General features: G+C 56.6%; 17 protein-coding genes and 1 pseudogene. 14 read left to right on the top strand and 4 right to left on the bottom strand.

Annotated elements, in window-relative coordinates:
* Positions 1 to 273: 273 nt before the first annotated feature.
* The 5 genes from epsC (at position 274) to BG842_RS18070 (ending at position 6,011) form a co-directional block, all read left to right on the top strand.
* Positions 274 to 1,155 carry a serine O-acetyltransferase EpsC gene (epsC, locus tag BG842_RS18090; protein WP_069451870.1) on the top strand — a complete coding sequence of 294 codons (882 nt, stop codon included), beginning with the start codon at positions 274 to 276 and terminating at the stop codon, positions 1,153 to 1,155.
* A gap of 628 nt (positions 1,156 to 1,783) precedes the next feature.
* Positions 1,784 to 3,382 (top strand): MFS transporter, encoded by a 1,599-nt coding sequence (locus BG842_RS18085; RefSeq protein ID WP_069451869.1) that lies wholly within the window; start codon positions 1,784 to 1,786, stop codon positions 3,380 to 3,382.
* Positions 3,383 to 3,706: 324 nt separating this feature from the next.
* Entirely contained in the window at positions 3,707 to 4,777 is a 1,071-nt protein-coding gene (locus tag BG842_RS18080; protein ID WP_083252623.1) for a 2,3-butanediol dehydrogenase, read from the top strand.
* A 77-nt stretch (positions 4,778 to 4,854) separates the two neighbouring features.
* Positions 4,855 to 5,037 carry a hypothetical protein gene (locus BG842_RS30665; RefSeq protein ID WP_069451868.1) on the top strand — a complete coding sequence of 61 codons (183 nt, stop codon included), beginning with the start codon at positions 4,855 to 4,857 and terminating at the stop codon, positions 5,035 to 5,037.
* Positions 5,038 to 5,099: 62 nt separating this feature from the next.
* The gene (locus tag BG842_RS18070) at positions 5,100 to 6,011 is read left to right on the top strand and encodes a M48 family metallopeptidase (protein ID WP_069451867.1); all 912 of its coding nucleotides are present in this window, start codon (positions 5,100 to 5,102) and stop codon (positions 6,009 to 6,011) included.
* 16 nt (positions 6,012 to 6,027) lie between these two features.
* On the opposite strand, the gene BG842_RS18065 is transcribed toward BG842_RS18070, so the two are convergent.
* Positions 6,028 to 6,396, bottom strand: a complete 369-nt coding sequence (locus BG842_RS18065) for a hypothetical protein (protein ID WP_069449383.1) — start codon at positions 6,394 to 6,396, stop codon at positions 6,028 to 6,030.
* Between the two features lie 282 nt (positions 6,397 to 6,678).
* On the opposite strand from BG842_RS18065, the gene BG842_RS18055 reads away from it, so the two are divergent.
* The 4 genes from BG842_RS18055 to BG842_RS18040 all read left to right on the top strand — a co-directional run bounded on the left by BG842_RS18055 (position 6,679) and on the right by BG842_RS18040 (position 9,317).
* A complete protein-coding gene (locus tag BG842_RS18055) occupies positions 6,679 to 7,863 on the top strand; it encodes an outer membrane lipoprotein-sorting protein (protein WP_069451865.1) in 1,185 nt (394 codons plus the stop codon).
* Positions 7,864 to 8,161: 298 nt separating this feature from the next.
* Positions 8,162 to 8,530, top strand: a complete 369-nt coding sequence (locus BG842_RS18050) for a helix-turn-helix domain-containing protein (protein WP_069451864.1) — start codon at positions 8,162 to 8,164, stop codon at positions 8,528 to 8,530.
* 1 nt (position 8,531) lies between these two features.
* On the top strand, positions 8,532 to 8,843 hold the full coding sequence (locus tag BG842_RS18045; RefSeq protein ID WP_069451863.1) for a hypothetical protein: 312 nt from the start codon (positions 8,532 to 8,534) through the stop codon (positions 8,841 to 8,843).
* A gap of 210 nt (positions 8,844 to 9,053) precedes the next feature.
* Positions 9,054 to 9,317 carry a HalOD1 output domain-containing protein gene (locus BG842_RS18040; RefSeq protein WP_254663284.1) on the top strand — a complete coding sequence of 88 codons (264 nt, stop codon included), beginning with the start codon at positions 9,054 to 9,056 and terminating at the stop codon, positions 9,315 to 9,317.
* Positions 9,318 to 9,570: 253 nt separating this feature from the next.
* On the opposite strand, the gene BG842_RS18035 is transcribed toward BG842_RS18040, so the two are convergent.
* Positions 9,571 to 9,804, bottom strand: a complete 234-nt coding sequence (locus tag BG842_RS18035; protein ID WP_026178018.1) for a hypothetical protein — start codon at positions 9,802 to 9,804, stop codon at positions 9,571 to 9,573.
* Between the two features lie 532 nt (positions 9,805 to 10,336).
* Here BG842_RS18035 and BG842_RS18030 point away from each other — a divergent pair.
* The 3 genes from BG842_RS18030 (at position 10,337) to BG842_RS18025 (ending at position 12,832) form a co-directional block, all read left to right on the top strand.
* Complete coding sequence (locus tag BG842_RS18030) at positions 10,337 to 10,927, top strand: ferritin (RefSeq protein ID WP_217493343.1); 591 nt, start codon at positions 10,337 to 10,339, stop codon at positions 10,925 to 10,927.
* A gap of 196 nt (positions 10,928 to 11,123) precedes the next feature.
* Entirely contained in the window at positions 11,124 to 11,423 is a 300-nt protein-coding gene (locus tag BG842_RS33225; RefSeq protein ID WP_394327488.1) for a nucleotidyltransferase domain-containing protein, read from the top strand.
* A 221-nt stretch (positions 11,424 to 11,644) separates the two neighbouring features.
* Positions 11,645 to 12,832: a CBS domain-containing protein gene (locus tag BG842_RS18025; protein ID WP_069451861.1), complete on the top strand. Its 1,188-nt coding sequence runs from the start codon at positions 11,645 to 11,647 to the stop codon at positions 12,830 to 12,832.
* A gap of 65 nt (positions 12,833 to 12,897) precedes the next feature.
* Here BG842_RS18025 and BG842_RS18020 read toward each other — a convergent pair whose 3' ends face one another.
* Positions 12,898 to 13,299, bottom strand: coding sequence for a cyclic nucleotide-binding/CBS domain-containing protein (locus BG842_RS18020; RefSeq protein ID WP_069451860.1), 402 nt, complete (start codon positions 13,297 to 13,299; stop codon positions 12,898 to 12,900).
* 731 nt (positions 13,300 to 14,030) lie between these two features.
* On the opposite strand from BG842_RS18020, the gene BG842_RS18015 reads away from it, so the two are divergent.
* Positions 14,031 to 14,417: a hypothetical protein gene (locus BG842_RS18015; protein ID WP_083252620.1), complete on the top strand. Its 387-nt coding sequence runs from the start codon at positions 14,031 to 14,033 to the stop codon at positions 14,415 to 14,417.
* 69 nt (positions 14,418 to 14,486) lie between these two features.
* Positions 14,487 to 14,705 (top strand): annotated as a pseudogene (locus tag BG842_RS31915) (transposase); the annotation flags it as partial.
* Between the two features lie 257 nt (positions 14,706 to 14,962).
* Here BG842_RS31915 and BG842_RS29065 read toward each other — a convergent pair.
* Positions 14,963 to 15,346 carry a hypothetical protein gene (locus tag BG842_RS29065; RefSeq protein WP_139136182.1) on the bottom strand — a complete coding sequence of 128 codons (384 nt, stop codon included), beginning with the start codon at positions 15,344 to 15,346 and terminating at the stop codon, positions 14,963 to 14,965.
* Position 15,347: the final 1 nt, after the last annotated feature.

Below are 15,347 nucleotides of genomic sequence, written 5' to 3'. Positions count from 1 at the left end.
CCCTTCACATAGCTATCGTACTCTCCCATCGATGTGAATATCTTGATGGTCTTCATTTGGAACACTGATTCGATAACTCGTTTCGATTTTCGGCGTCCGAGTTCTGCAGAAGTTCGGAGATGACGGCGGAAACGATTTGCCACGACGCGCCGGACAGCTCTGTCGACCAACTGTACATTCTCTCTTCCTCGCCATCGATGGTGAGTTTCCCGGATGAACAGCAATTCCGTTATCCCATAGCTTCTTCCCAACTAGCTCCTTACAAAAAGAGTGATGGAGTACCGCTACACCGGCAACGCTCACCACAGCTTAGTCGCCGCCTACGAGGCCGACGAGCCTCCCTTTCCGGTCCACGAGCCGCGGGCCGCCCCCGAGGCCTCACACGCGAGCACTGAACTCGATCTCCTTCACCGCCTCCTCTTCCCGAGTTGCTGGAACGCCTACGCGGACCACACCGACCCCGATGACGTTCGAGAGACCCTCACTGAACTCGGCGAACAGCTCACGCGAGGTTGTCAACTGTACGCTCCCGGCGATCACCCCCGGGACTGCATCAGCGCTGTCATCGACGAACTTCCCGCCATCAGAGAGCGCCTCAAACACGACGTCGAAGCCGCGTATAAAGGCGACCCCGCTGCGAAGTCCTACATCGAGGTAATCCGTGCGTATCCGGGATTCCACGCCATCGTCGCGCAGCGTGTCGCTCACGAACTGTACAAGGAGAGCAGGCAGGAGTACGCCCGCGAACTCACCGAAGCCGCGAAAAGCGACACGGGCATCGACATCCATCCCGGCGCCGAGATCGGAGATTACTTTTTCATCGACCACGGCACCGGCGTCGTCATCGGCGAGACCGCCACTATCGGCGACTGGTGCCGACTCTACCAGAACGTCACCCTCGGTGCCCTCCACTTCGAAGAGGAGGAGGACACCGACCACGCACTCAAGAAAGGGTACAAGCGCCATCCCGACATCGGCGACCACGTCGTCATCGGTGCCGGGTCGAACGTCCTCGGCGCCATCACCGTCGGCGATCACGTCAGTATCGGCGCAAATTCCTGGATTACCGAGGATATCCCTTCGAACACCACGGTGTACGTCTCCGACCATCCCGACCAAGAACGCAAATCGAACGGCCGCGAGACCGAAAACTAATCAATCTCGCTTCACCGTCGTGGGGGGGCAACCGCGTAATCGGTACCGTGCTCACGGTAGGCGCGTCGGATAACGTGTCTGCATCAATGACAGACGACAGTGTGCGATACCAGAAAGAGAGAGAGACACGCGCTATCGGTATGTAGAGGAAACGACCGACGACGATATTCTCGTGGCGACCGGGGAGTCAGCGTTTCCAGCGGTGACGACTCAGTGGCTCACAGGTACGCGAGCAGAACGGGAAACCGTTATCCGGTCGCCGTGATATCTGCCGAGTATGGGACTCCTCCAAGACGTGCTGTGCATCACGGGCATCAGACACGACTACGGCGACGTGCACGGCGGAATGAAACGCTGTCGGAACTGCGGGAACGTCGAGGAGACCGAGTAGTCCGCGGAACGGGCAGGCGACCACACACGCGAGGCCGTTCTGACGAACCGAACTGACATCCCTCCGCCCGAAGGGCCGGGTAGTATCACCGACTCTCGGTGATACTCAGGTCTATGTTATTTGGGGATCACAGTGGTAGACCGCTGTATGCCTCCAAATGGGTCCGCTTCCAACGGAAGTTCTCGTCTCCCGACGGACGTACAGACGAGAGTTCGATACTGGGGGCCAGCAATCGCCGTGAGTCTGACGACGTTCATCGTGGTCATCAATGCATCCCTTATGAACGTGGCGATTCCCACGATGGTGAACGAGTTCGATACCACGGTGACCGCGATTCAAGGGGCGGTCGCGCTCTACTCGCTGGTGATAGCCGCGCTGATTCTCCCGGCGGGTACGCTGCCGTCTCGGCATAGTAGTCGTCGTGTAATGACAATCGCACTGCTCGTCTACGCCGGTGGGACGGTTGTGGCGGCGATTAGTTGGAATACGACGGTCCTCTACATCGGCTGGTCGTTCATCGAGGGGTCCGCGGCCGCCGTGTTGTTTCCCCTGACGTTCACCGTATTGACGGTCAGTTACGAAGACGACGACCGGGCGAAGGCATTCGGACTGTTGGCTGGCGTGAACGGGGTCGGGTCAACTCTCGGACCGATTATCGGTGGTGCACTGACCACGTACGCCAGTTGGCGGTGGGGATTTACGCTCCAACTCATCGGTGTGGGAGTTATTCTCTTCTTCGTTCGGTACTTGAATCCGAACCCACTGTCAGAAACAGGCGAGTCGCTGGACAAAGGCGGGACTGCTCTGTCCATCGTCGGTGCAACGTCGCTCGTCACCGGATTCCTTCTCAGTGGGAAGTACGGGTGGCTACTCGTGAGGCGACCGTTTTTCGTCGGCGACGTGCAGTTCAACCCGTTCGGCACGTCGCCGACGATCTGGTTCCTCGGGGTCGGACTGCTCGCGTTCGCCGCGTTCGTTCAGTACGAACGCCGGATGGAACGCGCCGACCGGGAACCGCTCGTTCCGCTGAACGTACTGACGAACCGCTCTTTTTTGTCCGGTGTCATCACGTACAATATTCGATCGATAATCTCGGCTGGCTTCATGTTTATTGTCCCGGTCTATCTCCAGGCCGTGCTCGGATACACCGCCTTCGAAACCGGGCTCGCGTTGTTACCGTACTCTCTCGCGTCGGTTCTTTTTTCGGCGTTTACTCCCGGTTGGCGGAAGTACATCTCGCCAAAGACGCTCATTCAGGTCGGCATCGTCTGTATCGGCGTTGGACTGGTGCTGTTGTACGAGCAGACGGGGCCCGACCAGACGATCAGCAGGATGATTTTCCCGGTGGCACTGTATGGTGCCGGTGTCGGACTCATACTGGCACAGATCACCAATATGACGATGTCGGCTGTCCCGACCGCGGACTCCGCCGAGGCGTCCGGCGTCCTGAATGTGAGCAGTTCCATAGGATTTTCCCTGGGGACGGCAGTCGTCGGCTCGTTTTTTCTCGGACAGTTCTACGGCAGCGTCGTCGACGGCGTGCTGCGCGTACGGAACGTGACGGTCTCGATGAAGCAGCGGTACGAGTTGATAATCGCGCTCGAAGATGCGGCAGAGACGGCAACCGAAGCCACGCAACGGCAGTTCCTGGCCCAACTCACTCCGTCACAACGTCGATTGGTCAAAGGTATCTTCGAGGCCGCGATGTTCGACGCGCAACGGGCGGCGCTGCTTCTCCTCGTACTGTTCGTGCTCCTCCTGATTATCGTATCGACGTTCTTGCCACGACGGATTCCGGAAGCCGACGAACGAACCGACCAGCCCGAATCAGAGTAGTTTGCTAGATGATTTGGGGGTACTATGTCTGTACCATCAGTGGTTACATTGGAATTCTCTGCCGTGGCTACCCGGTGAGAGGCGGATACGCTCGAAACCGACCTTCTATTCGCGCACCGACGGCTCGTGGGGGCGCGAAGATGGAATCGTTGACCGAAGGAAGTCGGGGGCCGCGCATGTGCATCTGATAGCGGCAGCTGAAATAGTTACAATAGTTGCATTAGGTGATATAGGTGGCTATTCCCGACCGGTCATCCGTCCCGCGCTGACTTCTCGTGAAACCACCACAATTGCTATCATGACTCGTGGTGAAGATGTTCTGTTATGCAAGCTGCACGGTGGCATGGACAACATGACATTCGCGTCGAAGAGACGGAGGAAACGAGTGTCGGGGCAACGGATGTGCGCGTAGCGGTCGATACGTGTGGCATCTGTGGCTCCGATTTGCACGAGTACGCGGCGGGACCCATATTCATCCCTGAAGGTGAGCCACATGCGGTTTCGGGTGAAAAGGCGCCCATTACGATGGGACACGAATTCAGCGGTGTCGTCAGCGAAATCGGAGCGGATGTGGAAGATCTTAGTGAAGGAGATGCGGTGGCGATCAATCCCATTCTCTACTGTGGCGAGTGTCGCCAATGTCGACAGGGAAAGTATCACCTCTGTGACTCTGGTGGTTTCATCGGTCTCTCCGGTGGCGGCGGTGGGTTCGCCGAAAACGTCGTCGTGAGCGCGGAGCAAGCAGTCCCCCTTGGAGAGGATGTTCCGCTCGAACACGGTGCGCTCGTCGAACCGTTGAGTGTCGGGCTCCACGCCGTTCGTCGTTCTGGTATTAGCGCTGGCGACACTGTCGCGGTCTTCGGCAGCGGTCCTATCGGCTTATCGGTGATTCAGTGTGCACGGGCGGCCGGTGCCAGACGGATCTTCGTCTCGGAACCTCGGGCGGCCCGCCGCGACCGAGCGGCAGACTCCGGAGCCGACCATCTCATCGACCCGACTGAGATAGATGCTGTCGACGAAGTACGCTCATCGACTGACGGTGGCGTCGATGCAGCATTCGAAGTCGCTGGCATCGAAGCGACGTTCAACGCCGCGCTCGAAAGTACCCGACCGGGTGGAACCGTTACCGTCGTGAGTATCTGGGAAGAGACGGTGAATATGCCTCCGAATACGGTCGTCCTCGGCGAACGGACGCTCACCGGAACGCTCGCATATCTGGGAGGGCCGCGCTCGAACGAAGAGTACGGGATGGTTATTGATATGCTCGCGGACGGGACACTCGACCCCGAACCGCTCGTTACCGACCGCATCGAACTCGATGATATCGTTGACGAGGGGTTCGAATCCCTCCTCGACGAAAGGAGCGACCAAGTGAAAATCTTCGTCAAACCGTGATTTTTCACCGCAGCTCATTTGACATCTCTATCTGACGGGCTCTCGACGACGCGGCTGCGGCAAACGCGGGTGCCGTCGTGGTTCACGGCGGGGCGACCCACGATGGTATCCCGAACACGTTCACGAGAAAGTACGACGAAATCGTGGAGAAAGCCGAGGTCTCGTATTATGTTTTCGAGGTGAAACGGATACACGATATCGACGCGTGTCTCGCCGATATTCCGGCGAAAGCCGCCGTCAGGACACACGTGGGCGATTAGGACGTCGGTCACCACCTCGATAATCGATTCTATTATTATTCCTCCTGCGAGTGTGCAGTTATATGACGATTTCGCTGATCGTTCGAGCGTGGGGAATCACGCTCGGACTCTTGGCCGCCACGCTCCTCGCGGTTGCAGCTGTCGTTCGGACTGGTGCCCCCCTCCCTGTCGTCGGCCTCGGTCTCTTCGTGTTCGGTATCATCGCCTTTCTGTCGTACCGCTCCGGTGGTCGCTACGAGTTCGAATACGAACACGCCAGGCCGTTCGACCCCAATGAGTTACCAGACGTTCAGCGGGCGGTACTCGAAGTCTGCGAAACCGCCGACCGTCCCGTTCCCCGAATCGTCCTCATGGAGATGGACGCGCCGGGTGCCGTCGTCGGCTACGACGACGGTGAACCCGTCGTCGCGTTCGACCCGCTCCTCCCGCAAATCGTCGGGCGAGTAGGCGTGAGTGCGTTGTTCGCACACGAACTCGGTCATCTAGGAACGGATATCCACACGGACGCGATTCGTGCGTACACTCCCCAGATACTCGGTTTCAGCGCGTTCTGGCTCGTCGTTCTTGCAGGACGCGGCCCGTTCGTAGCCGCCGTCGGCTCGCTGTTGTTCAGCGCGCTTGCGTTCATCGAAGAGCGACCAATCCGCCTCGTTCGGTATGCATTCGGGTTGGGTGTCGAACCACTCGCACTCGCGCTGAGTCGGTATGCGAATCGAATGGAAGAGTACCGTGCGGACGCCTACGCCGCCCACGTCGTGGACCCCGAAACGCTCGCCGATGCGCTCTACCGAGTCGCAGCTATCGCAACTGGCGAGAACATCGAGGATATTGCTGGCCCGGTTCCGTGGAACACGGATCGTTCACTCCTCTTTTCCTTGTTCGCAACCCATCCATCGATAGAGAACCGCGTGGCTCGACTCGGCTGTGATATCCCCACGTGGGCCAGTCCATATCGTCCGCGTCAAATCGCATAACAACACAGTCGGGGTGTCACTCGGTGTAGTACCGCTGTGGTTCGACGAGAGAAGTAAAATCGAAATCGGCTTCGAGTATCCGCATTCGGTCCGTAGTATCGACGGTTCGTCGATCATCGGTCGTGTATTCGAGCAGTCCGTGGTCGACGAGCTTCGGCAGTTGAGCGTGTGATAGCGATGTATACACCGGTTTCATCGACTCCCCATTGACCTCCGACAGCGGGACATCCGCTTCCCATGCAGTAGTCTGGCGCGCGAGTTCGGTGAGCGTCACCGGATGGTTCTGCTGTCGGAGATACGCTAAGACGAACTGGCGACGAGGGTTTCGAAGTACGTCGAAGACGATATCTGGCGAGAACGTCCGTTGGTTATTCGGTGTTTTCATTACTACACAGGCATATGATACGAAGTGGAGTAAAACCTTCTCCAATTCTCACGTGCTGAAAACACATTTATTACAATCCCATCGAAAAGAAACATATCGTGGCACGTCCAACTCGATTCGGTCGAAACCGTGAGCGACTGTTTTCCGCTGCGCCACCCCTCGCTAGTGGCTTCCTCGTTTTGCACGGTCGGCGGGAACTGTCGGTGCTCGCCGACCATCCGGAAGTATTTCGCCACCAGTTATTCGACACGCAATTAAACCCTCGCTCAGCGTGGTAGTAGTATGAGCCGCACGCGACTCCGATTCAACCGACGCACATTCGTCGCGCTCTTGCTCCTCGGCGTCGTGCTCTCCGCGGTCCTCTGGGCCGCGGGAGGTACGATAGACGACGTGAACCCTTCGGTCGACGCCAACGTGACCGAGCGCTACCGCTCCATCGACACGTTCACAGGCACGCGGACGGTCACGATGCGGACTAACGGCACCGTCACATCTCGAAACGTCGCCACCGTCACGCTCGTCCCGGGTACCGACCGGAAACGAGTCCGCTTCCAAAACGCATCGGATCGACGATACGAGCTGCAGGTCTCGAATGGTTCGACGCTTTGGCTCCACGATATCGACCAGAACGTCGTGACTACCGTCGAGTTGACGGGACCGCCGACCGATTCGCAAACGGCTGTTCGACTCCAACGGCTCGTCGCAGCTGCAGGGCTGACCGACGACGCGGGGCGACCCAAATCCATCGGCGTGTCGCCGTTACCCGCCTTGCCGCGACACACCGGCGCCACCCCCCAGATGGACGGGAATCGTAGTTACGTCGTCGAGTTCGTCAAGACCGAGGCCGTCGGCGGGCGAGATGCATACGTACTCGATATCACTCCCGCGGACAACCGGAGCGAGGACAGCTACCGACAGCGGTTGTGGGTAGACTCCGAGCGATTCTACCCGCTGCGCAAGGAGACGGAGTGGACCGTCAACGATACCCATCGGTCGATGACGACGACGTACACCAACGTGACGTTCGACCCGCAGGTGTCGGCGGACACGTTCCGTCCCAGGATAGACGATAACACGACGGTGCGGCGGCCGGAGACCCCGAACACGGAGTGGTATCGGAGTCGGGCCGACCTAGAGGCGCAGAGTTCGATTGCGGTGCCGGACCCGACCGTGCCGTCCGCGTTCGAACTGGTCTACGCGACGCAAACGACCGGCCGCATCGAGGGGGTCGGACTCCGGTACGCCGCTGATGGGCGCGAACTCTCGGTTGCGAAGTTCAACTACACTCTCGACATCGAGGAGGACGAACACGACGTGACGATCGACGGACAGCCGGCGACTATCGACCACGGAACGACCAATTCGCTCTCGTGGAACTGCAACGGCTACGGCTACACTGTCCGGGGAACCGGTGTCAAAATCGATCTCATCGTCGAAGTCGGCCGTTCGGTGGGCTGTCACGCCTAAAATCGCGCGAATTTCCGGGTCAGAAACTCGCCCTATTTTTATATTATCTAACGGTCCCTTCATCGAAATGCGATGGGTGCCAACGAATTGATAGCGTGCAGCCACACCGGAAGTACGGTGATGTGCCCTCTGACAGCACGAGGCTACCCATCGCGGTCACCGTTGACGTACCAGCCCCTCCAGAGTAACGCCGTATCGCTGTAACACCCCCGTCATACTCCCGGAATCGGTCGCCGCAACCGTCCGCGTTCAAAACCCATGGACCTATTAATCCGACAGGCAGTCATTCGACCGAAACGTGAGTGAGGATCCAGCGCTGGGTGAGCTTCTCGATATCCTCAGCGACGAGTACGCCCGGGAAATCCTCGCAGTAACGAGTATCAAACCAATGTCCGCACAAGAGCTTGCCGACGAATGTGAGATGTCCAAACCGACGGTCTACCGCCGAGTGGAACGGTTACAAGGACACGGACTCCTCGAAGAGCAGACCAAGATTCGGACCAGCAACAATCATTACAGCGTTTATACGGCCACGCTATCGGAGGTCTCTATCGAGTTGGACACCGGGTCCTTCGAGGCGGCCGTAACGCGCATTGACGAATCGTTTCCCGGAGAACGGGAGAGCGACACCGCCGACCGCTTCAAGAAGATGTGGGAGGACCTCTGAGATGGCACCAGTGGCCACCGTCATGGATTGGGTTATCATCGCGCTCGCCCTCGGGTCGACGCTCGTCGGTAGCTACGTTGGCTATCAGGCCTACCGTGGGTATCGCCGCCACGACAGCCGAACGATGCAAGCACTCTCCATGGGCCTATTTTTCCTCACAGCCGTCGCGTTCAGCATCGCCTTCGTCGGTTCGCTGCTACTCCGCGAGGGCTACCTCGGTTTGCAGTACCAGCAACCCCTCACGCTCGTCACGCGACTGTTTCAGTTCTTCGGCGTTCTGCTGATCGCCTACTCGCTGCATTCGCGCGGTTAGCCCATAGCGGAACCGGATGCCCGGGGGAAACCGATTCCAAGGCCCGTTCTGTCATCGCTACGGTAATGGATGTTCAATCGAAGTGAGCACTCAGTTTCTGCTGGCCGACTGTCCACCTGGTAGGAGAGTTTGTTGATTGTTCAACAATTGTGCGATATGCCACCGAGTAACATCTAAAACCTATTAGCACACCTTGCTTGAGCAGAGCGTATGGAGAACACGTCATCGTCACGGCCAGGGCCATCGATACGAACGACACGTCCAGACACCGAGTCGATCACCGCTGCCGTGGTGACGGCGGTGACGGAAGCGAATGGGACGGAGCCTGCGACGCCCCTCTACGAGGTGATTGACCCAGATGCCCTCGAAGCGCTCTATCAGCATGGTTCACCGGAAGTGAGCTTCGAGTATGTCGGGTTTCACGTTACGATTGATTCTGATCGCACGGTTTCCGTTGCTGACATAGATCTGTAAAGTGCTACGAGTTGGAGTTGTTCACATCCGATCCATTACCACCGTCACCGAGGCTCTGTCCTGCCCGCAATAGTGCTTCGTGGTGAGGGTGTTCTGTGTACGAAACGACCTGCAGTGAGGAGTTGTACTCAATCACGCCATAATCGACAAGTTGGGCAGATGGAGATGATGGAGACGAGTTTACAATTGTTTCAGAGCGTATATTTGGCGCCATCGCCGTCTGCTTCGGAGTGACGTGGTAGTCCCCCTTCGACTAATGTCTGTGCGTGAAGATCAATGCGCGATCGTCTTCGACGCCGACGCAGAGGTCGAGTTGCAATGAGAGGTTGAGGCTCGTCGGGTTCTGCTTGCAGACGACGAGGTCTTCGAATGGTTCGTCGCATGCCGGACATGCCACTGAAACCGTGTTCTGGTACGACTTGATCGACTGGTTCTCCTCCTGGGGCGTTAGTGACGACACCAGGGACTTGAGGTCTACCTCGTCCATGCTCGTCGAAACGAATTTCTCCCTCATAAACGCTTTGCAGGTTCAGATCGACCAGTCTGGGACCGAATCTCCACTCGATCGGCTCGCGGTTCATCATTCCACTACAAGGGAATGAGGAGGAAAGTAGACGCGAAGGGGATGCGCCACGAGACGACGGGAGATTTTCATCCAAATTGTGGGACTAATGTGAGCAAGCCGACTATGGCTACGAACCACTCGATCTCGATTTGAGCGCACTTCGTACTCGAACAGAAGTATTCGTCGACCGAATGGATGCACTCGTAGATCAGCTACAAAAGGAAGACTGAGGAAAGTCAGCAGGTCGAGGACAAGTATCTCAACGTCCTCGAGCACGCGAAGAACGTCACCAAGACGAACGACGTGATGGTCGCACGGTTGGGCTATCGAGAGGTGGCGACGCACTATAACTGTCAGGGATGTTGTGCCGGAGACAGAGGACGTAGTCAGTATCTCCAGTACTGCACATACCTATCACCCACCGGTCATAGACTTCGAATAAGGTTGGGCTTCGATGACCCCAACAATGATGCCATGGCCGGGCGTTAACCTAGACGTTATGCTCAAAGATTCGCTCGAGGAGGCATTGAACGAACAGATCAACGCTGAACTCTACTCGGAGTACTTGTACCTCTCGATGGCGGCCTACTACGAGGATGAAGGTCTGCCCGGGTTCGCGTCGTGGATGCGGGCCCAGGCCGACGAGGAGAATGCTCACGCGATGCGAATTTATGACTTCGTCATCGAGCGCGACGGACGAGTTACTCTGGATACTATTGACAGTCCGCCAAAGGAGTGGTCCAGTCCATCTGACGCCTTCGAGGCAGCCTACGAACACGAGGTCGAAATAACCGAGATGATCAATGACCTCGTCACACTCGCCCGTGAAGAGAACGACAACGCGACCGAGAACATGCTCCAGTGGTTCGTTGCGGAGCAGGTCGAGGAGGAGGCGACAGCACAGGCCGTTCTGGATAAACTCAAGCACGTCGGTGACGACGGTCCCGGCCTCCTGATGGTTGATCAGGAACTCGGCCAGCGTGGTGGCGCCGGAGGAGACTCGGGCGGAAACGAAGCGTCCACATCTGAGCCCATGGGCGAATAATCAGAGACAGTGGCGTCGAACTTCCTACGTCACATGATGAATAAGCGCGTTCTATTCAACAGCGTTACTGAAACCCATCACCAATTGGGGGTTTCAACAAGGCCGTTGCTCAGCGTTTCACAACCGAACGACGCCAAACTAGACTCGGAATACTGTCCTAATTCCTGCTCAATGCATTTCTCAAGACACCCCATGGGTGACACCACACTCGCTGTTGCACGAACCAACACCCCTCGATAAAACCCAACATCATACTCACTCAACTCCTCACTTGCCAACAGCACCCGCTCCCGCGAGCACTTTCCGCCGTCAACTACCACTGAAGAGGACGAGCGGCACGGACATCGACGGCATTGATGTCACTCGACTCCAGTCATATCTTACGCAGACTGAGGTCACGTTCGCCCTCCTATTTGGATCCCATGCACGTGGGACGGCAACACTGACATCCGATGTCGATATTGCACTCCACTTCCCGGACCGAGGATGCCCGTGAGGTCCATTCGTTACTCATCGGCGAACATCCATAGCCATTTTCTGCGTCAAAATCTGTGGGCTTTCTCTCCCATCGTCGATATCGAATCCGACGAATTCCGGGCCGTATACCAATACGTCTCCTCACATCCGAATGAGTACCGCTACAAATGAGGGGCATCGTGTCACCAAAAAATTAGGAAAGCATAACCGTCCGCCGACCCTCCTAGTAGTGAGTACACAATGGACATTTCTGAGATAGTTTCAACAAAGTTCACCGAGTTCGATATCGGGGCACCCCTTTCGAAGGTCGCCGGTGCGTTCGAGAATCAAGAACTTGAGGCCGTCGTCGTTACGGACGGCGAGGAGTATCGTGGCGTCGTCAGCCGCCGACAACTGGCCTCGTCGTCCAATCAACCCTCGGCGAAGGTTGGTTCACGGGTGCAACACGTCCCGACCGTCGACCGGACCGAGGATGTCCGTGAGGTCGCACGACTCATGATCGGGAGTAACGCCAAGACGCTCCCAGTGCTGGACAAAGACCGCGTCTTTGGTGTGGTGACCGCAGATGCCGTCCTGGAGGCCGTGAGCCCGTTTCTCGACGCGGTGACCGTTGACGATGCATACACGACAACGCTGATCAGTGCGACCCCGATGACCACAATGGGGAAAGCCCTCAACACGCTTCGAGAAGGACGTATTGCACACCTTCCGGTCATTGATGATGGCGAACTCGAAGGCATACTGAGTCTGTACGATGTCATCGAATTCACGACACGCGGCGGGAACAAGAGCCAAGGTGGTTCGTCGGACGAGTTTAGTGGTCGCGGCGGGTTTGGTGAGCGTGACGGTACTTCCGACCGGATGCTCGATCTGCCAGTGCGGAACCTGATGTCCGATGCAGCTGTGACGGTTCAACGAGACACACCGCTCGATGTGGTAGTCGAAACGATGTTCGATAAGGAGATTTCCTCACTTGTCGTCACGGCTAACGAGACGGACGAACCGATCGGAATCATCACAAAGACGGACGTCATTGAGGCACTCACCTGGGAGCAAGAAGAACGACGTCCCGTGCAGGTGTTCGGTCTCGAGTTACTCGATGAGATGAACTACGATGACGTTTCTGCGTTGATCGACAGCGTGACCTCGAAGTATGGCGAGATGAGTGTGATCAAGGCCAGTATCGAACTGCACGAGCACAAAGAAAAGAGTCGAGGGGTGCCACTGGTGCTGGCACGGATTCGACTAGTCACTGACCGTGGTTACTTCACCGCTAAAGGGGAGGGTTATGGCGCTACGCATGCACTTCGTCTCGCCGCGAACGCGGTCGAACGCCAGCTTCTCAAAGGCAAAACCTACGGCCAATCGAAGAAGCATCCGGACACAGAGGAACAAGCGCAACTGTACGGCTGGTGGCTCGGCGGGTAACGGTCTTTACTTCCAGTACACGGAGGCCAACTGTTCCGAGTGATACGATTCGCTTGCTAGATCCCCTATGATGGGCTCGGATCTTCTGTCGTTGAAAGATATGCCGTGAGGTCAGTCGTCGTGATAACACCGATGACCGCCTCTCCGTCGACAACCGGGAGATGGTCAAAGCCGTGTTCAATCATTATGTCCGCCGCAGTTTGAACCGATTCACTCGCGGTCGTTGTAATGACGTCTGTACTCATAACAGAGGCAACAGTTGCATTCGGATCAGGATCGCCTTCTGCGACGACATGAATGAAATCAGTTGCAGTGATGATCCCTTCGAGATGGTCGTCATCACCAACGACGACTATCGATCCAATCTCGTGTTCGCGCATCGTCTCGCCAGCGTTCTGGAGTGACGTGTCGTTACTTACAGTGTACACCGGCGAAGACATGAGACTCCCGACGAAGACATCGTCCATTCAAGTAAACAGTATTCCTGCGGGGATAAGAGTTTGCTTCTTTTCACGGAGGTGGAATATCTCACATGGAAACGAGAGTATCGTATCTTCGTTGAAATACCAAGTGATGACCAAAAGCTGCTCACCAGGATCTCGCGACAATCGAAGTCGGTGATACCTGGACTACCGGAATGGAGTTGCTCACTGTACTTCTATTCGAAATCGGACGTGCAGGGTTCCAAAGTGAGTTGAACGTCCCAGTAAGCGAGTGGATTGTTAACTTGTGGTTTTAGTAAATTCTGCTGAGATAGAGGTAACATAATTCATCGTGCCGGAGCACGTACTAAGCTATAAGGATGAGTACTGCTGTGTAAAACTGGAACCAACAGTGGTTGTCCCCAACAGCGAGGAACACAAAATGTCTGACACAATCGCTTCTCTCCGGTATGGGAAACCACAGCATGAGGTTCGATCGACTCCACTAAACGAACAGCAGTTCTATGGTGAGCCCCAGCACGAAATGCCTGGGCCAATTAACATCGAACTCCGAGAGTCTGTTACGTACCTTCGTCTCTGGAGATACTACGCGGAGAAACAGCGACAGCGAGAGGTCAGACCGAAACGTCCGATGCTCTACTCTCGGTAGGCAAATTTCCTTCCCACTATTTTGGCACGAGGACGCGATAATTACTAGCGGAAAATGTTCCAAGTGGCGGCCACAGCGTTATCCCTCTCGTCCACCTAAATATGGTATGGCGGACAACAAAAAGAGCCGAGACAAGCAAGCCCGTGACGAAGAGAACCGCCAGCGAGCGTGGGAAGTTGAGCAGGCGCGTGAACGTATGGACGAAACTGAACCACGTGACGACCAGAACGAAGCAGATGAAGCTCGATACGAGAGAGAAGAAAATTCGGACTCATTCCGTAAGTGTCACCGTCGTGGGTGCGACGACCCCGCGAAATTCGTCGTTCTTGAGCGCTACCAAGAAGAAACGGGTCACGGAGGCGTTGAGGCAGAGGCTAATCTTTGCCAAAGGCATACTACTGAAGAAAGTCCCACGAATCTTGATGGCGTCTATGCAGACTATGTGTTTCGTGTTGACCCGTTACCAGAGACAATTGATACAGACAGGGCGTGATTTCGTTGGGATTCCACTCGGCTTGATCGGGTATAGTATCGGACGAACGCTCACTAACTGACTCGATAGGTAGTCTATCCTGCATTCTCGCTCGGCCGTGACTCACACTGTGAAATTCACGCAAATGCGTTCTGGGACTTGCAGACGTATCTCGGACTTCGAGAAAACTTAGCGGCCAATGAAGGCGCACGGAGTTTCACACTCGAATTCCAACGAGACCGAACGCCACTCGGACATACTCATCGAACACACCTCCATGACCTCTCTATCAACGAAATCTGCGAGATGAGGTCCACGTGTTGGAACAGGAAGAATCCGCCGTCCATCCACTCGTAGGTTACCGTTCCTTCTACACCTCCTGAGACCTCCCACGTTCCGACCAACCTGTTAGTCGTTCGAGTTTGGCACTCCGCTCGGGTACGTCCTGGGCAGTCTCCTCGAGATTCTCTCCAGTCATCGGCTCTTCACGATTGTCTAGAAGACGCGATACGGCATCAACAATTGCCAGAACTGTTCGGCGACGTCAAAACGTTGGTCCTGTTGGATTACGCGTGCGTCGATGCGTCACCGAGAAGCGTCACGACGTCCTCTGGCATCGTGACCATCGGCCAGTGGCCCGTTTCCAGTTCGTGTCGCTCCCAACCGTACCGCTCCGTCAGATCGCGAACCATCTCGAGAACCGACTCCTTCATTCCGTTCTTGGTGCACAGCACGTAGGTTGATGGATGACTAGATGCGTACTCAGTGCGTTGAAGTGGCGTCGATAGCGTCCCGACTGGCTGCGGAACCGCCTTGGACCGCATCCACCGATCATCTTCGTTCGAGAGGCCGACCCAGCCATCGGGGTCATCCGGTAAAGGCCACCGCCACCCGTCTCCCAGTTTTTCTGCGTCGGTTTCAACCAGTTCACGATATGCGCTCCCACCCATA

This window comes from Haladaptatus sp. W1, from assembly GCF_001723155.1.
In the GTDB taxonomy this organism is placed as follows: Archaea; Halobacteriota; Halobacteria; order Halobacteriales; family Haladaptataceae; genus Haladaptatus; species Haladaptatus paucihalophilus.
The sequence above is the reverse complement of the archived record's forward strand: the minus strand, read 5'-3'. Positions and strand labels throughout refer to the sequence as shown.